We start from the raw sequence: 3,577 nt of genomic DNA on the forward strand, positions 1-3,577 counted from the left end.
CACAACATTCATCATCCATCATCCATCATTTATCATTTATCATTTATAACTCCTCCCCTAGCCCTGATAGAAATGGTTACCCCGCAGCTTGCGTGAAGAGTCGGTGGGTCGGAACGTGGGAAACCCTTCGACTTCGCTCAGGGCGACAGCCTGGGAGAGCATGGCGCGAGGAGTAGGAATGGAGACCAGGAAAAAGATCCCCCAAAAAAGTTGGAGAGTTCGAGGGTGAGAGGGTGAGAGGGTTGGTAAGAAATAGAGAATTATACTCTTAAGGGTGAGAAGGTGAGAGTATGAAATTATAGTTACCATATATATGATGATATTCGGGTTTGAGAAACAGTTTATGGTGAATGATTCACCTTTTCAACTATAACAATAGATGTAATAATGATAAAAAGAGGCTAACATTTTTTTTGATTGCTTACATTTGTAGTGCATTCCGGTTTCTAAGGAATGAAATGAGTTTTATATATGATAGACAGAAAATATAAGGAGACGGTTCATACAGATAAAAACCACTACGAATATATTACAGTAACACATGACGAAAACAAGGTCAGAATCTATACTTTGAAAAATGGATTAAAGGTTTTTCTTGCTCAGAATTTTGATGCGCCAAGAATACAGACCTTTATTCCGGTAAGAACAGGAAGTAATAATGATCCTTCTGATAATACAGGATTGGCGCATTATCTCGAACATATGATGTTTAAAGGAACATCTAAAATCGGGACTCAGAACTGGGAAAAGGAAAAAGAGCTTCTTGATCAGATTTCAGCTTTGTATGAAGAACATAAGGCAGAACAGGACTCTGAAAAGAAAAGGGAAATCTATAAAAAGATAGACGAAGTTTCGCAGGAAGCCAGCCAATATGCTATTGCCAATGAATATGACAAAGCAATTTCTTCTCTGGGAGCAAGTGGCACCAATGCGCATACCTGGTTTGATGAAACGGTTTACAAAAACAATATTCCGAACAATGAACTTGAAAAATGGCTTAAAATAGAAAAGGAAAGATTCTCTGAAATTGTTCTTCGTCTTTTCCATACTGAGCTGGAATCGGTATATGAGGAGTTCAACAGAGCGCAGGACAATGACACAAGACTTGTGAGCTATGAACTGATGGATGCTCTTTTCCCCACTCATCCTAATGGGCAGCAAACAACGCTGGGAAAACCGGAACATCTGAAAAATCCATCCATGAAAGCTATTCATAAGTATTTTGATGAATATTATGTTCCCAATAATTATGCTATGGTATTGGTGGGAGACCTTGATTTTGATGAGACGATCCGATTAATCGATCAGTATTTCGGAACTTTACCTTATAAGGAGCTTCCTGTAAAAACACCCATTACTGAACAGCCTATTACAGAAGTTGTAGTGAGAACGGTAAAAAGCCCTACTACTCCACGTACTCAGCTTGCGTGGAGAACAGACAGCTATGGAACAAGAGAAGCAATGCTGGCTGATGTGGTTGCGAATATCCTCAGCAACAGAGGGGAAGCAGGATTACTGGATCTGCATATTAATCAGACCCAGAAGATGCTTTGGGCTCAGGCTTTTTCTGTAGGATTAAGACAGTATGGATATTTTTCCATCGTTGCAGTTCCTAAGGAAACACAGACTCTGGAGGATGCAAAGAATATGGTACTGGATGAAATTGAGCTGATCAAGAAAGGAGATTTTCCGGACTGGACGCTGCCAGCCATTATCAATGATTTCAAACTTCAGAGAATGAAAGGTCTTGAAACCGCCGAAGGTCTTGCCACCAATCTTTACGATTGCTATATAAAAGGAAGAACCTGGGAAGAGGAACTGAATGAAATGGATGAATATGCTGCTTTCACCAAAGATGACGTCGTAAATTTTGCCAATGAGTTTTTCAAAGAAAACTATGTGGTTGTCAATAAAGAAAAAGGGGTGAATGACAAATTGATCAGGGTTGAGAATCCCGGAATTACTCCTGTTAAAATCAACCGTGATAATCAATCGGAATTTTTAAAAGAGATTCTGGCGGATAAAACTGAAGATATTAAACCTGAATTTATTGATTATCAAAAAGAGATCATCACGGATCAGCGTAACGGAAAGAAATTAAGCTTTGTAAAGAATAAGTATAACGATATTGCTCAGGTACATTTTATTTTCCCTTTTGGAAGTGATAATGACAGAGATTTAGGAATTTCTACTCAGCTTTTGCAGTATCTGGGAACTGATACCCTTTCACCGGAGGATTTAAAAAAGGAATTTTTCAAAATCGGAATCAGCAATGATTTTAAAACCACGAACAACCAACTGATCATATCCCTAAGCGGACTGGAAGAAAATATAGAAAAAGGAATTGCTCTTCTTCAGCACTGGATGCATGATGTACAACCTGATCAGGAAATCTATAATCAGTTTGTGGGCACAGTACTGGAAAACCGAGAGGCCATCAAGAAAGATAAAAACCGTATTATAACGGCATTGAACAATTATACGAAACTGGGCAGCAACTCACGTTTTACAGATGTCATTTCTAAAGAAGAACTTGAAAACAGCAATTCTGAAGTATTCACAGACAGAATGAAAAAGCTTTTCCAATATCCTTATCAGATATTCTTCTACGGTAAAAACTTTGAGAACTTTAAAGAATACATCGGTCATTATATAAGGCCTGAAAGTCTTCAGATCCCGGAAGCCAAGCAATATCCGGAACCAGAAACGGGAGGAAAGGTGAATTTCATCAACTACGATATGGTTCAGATGGAAATGAGCAAGATTGGTAAAGGAAACGAGGTGAATCCGCTTCATTTCGGAAAGATCAATGTTTTCAATGAATATTTTGGAAGAGGATTGTCTTCTATTGTTTTCCAGGAGATGCGGGAAAGTAAGAGTCTGGCCTACTCTGCTTATGTTTCTTATGCTGCAAACTCTGAGCTGAACCATCCTGACTATGTGACTACTTATATCGGAACCCAGCCAGACAAGCTGATGATCGCTGTAGACACTCTGAATGAACTGATGAACGAACTTCCTGAAGTACCCATTCAGTTTGAAAATGCCAGAAATGCAGCGCTGAAACAGATTGCCTCCACAAGAGTTACCCGAAATAATATATTCTTCAATACCTTAAGATTACAGAAACTGAATATCTATCATGATTTCAGAAAGGATATTTATGAACAGATCAAGCAGCTGAAATTTGAGGATATCAACCATTTTTATAAGACAGAAGTTCAATCAATACATTTTAACACGGCCATTATCGGCAAGAAAGAGAATCTTGATATGAAAGCAGTCAACAAAATGGGAGCATTTAAAGAAGTAAGTCTTAAGGATATTTTTGGTCATTAAATAAACTGAGATTCTGTTAGACATTATCCCGAACTCCTATGTTTAAATAACAAGACACTATCCCACAAAGTGTGTAAATTAAAAAGTTAGGGCTTGGATTTTATAATCTGAGCCTTTGTTCAAAAATAAGCATAAACTGGTTAAGAACAATACCCCAATTTTGAATTGGCATTGTCCATTTTTTAGTAGCTTCTTTTAAAGCGAGATACACTGATTTCATGACGGCATCATCTGTAGG

The 3,577-nt window shown here is 38.0% G+C and carries 1 protein-coding gene and 1 pseudogene; one reads left to right on the forward strand and one right to left on the reverse strand.

Annotated elements, in window-relative coordinates; translation table 11 throughout:
• Positions 1-471 precede the first annotated feature (471 nt).
• Positions 472-3,339 carry a M16 family metallopeptidase gene (locus BW946_RS20950; protein WP_076598018.1) on the forward strand — a complete coding sequence of 956 codons (2,868 nt, stop codon included), beginning with the start codon at positions 472-474 and terminating at the stop codon, positions 3,337-3,339.
• Between the two features lie 100 nt (positions 3,340-3,439).
• Here BW946_RS20950 and BW946_RS21755 read toward each other — a convergent pair.
• A pseudogene (locus BW946_RS21755) lies at positions 3,440-3,577 on the reverse strand (IS256 family transposase); the annotation flags it as partial.

The organism is Chryseobacterium sp. RU33C, from assembly GCF_900156015.1.
GTDB lineage: Bacteria > Bacteroidota > Bacteroidia > Flavobacteriales > Weeksellaceae > Chryseobacterium > Chryseobacterium candidae.

What these genes read in the sequence shown, in the direction of transcription:
- BW946_RS20950 (WP_076598018.1), top strand. Translation starts at nt 472, where the DNA reads ATGATAGACAGAAAATATAAGGAGACGGTTCATACAGATAAAAACCAC.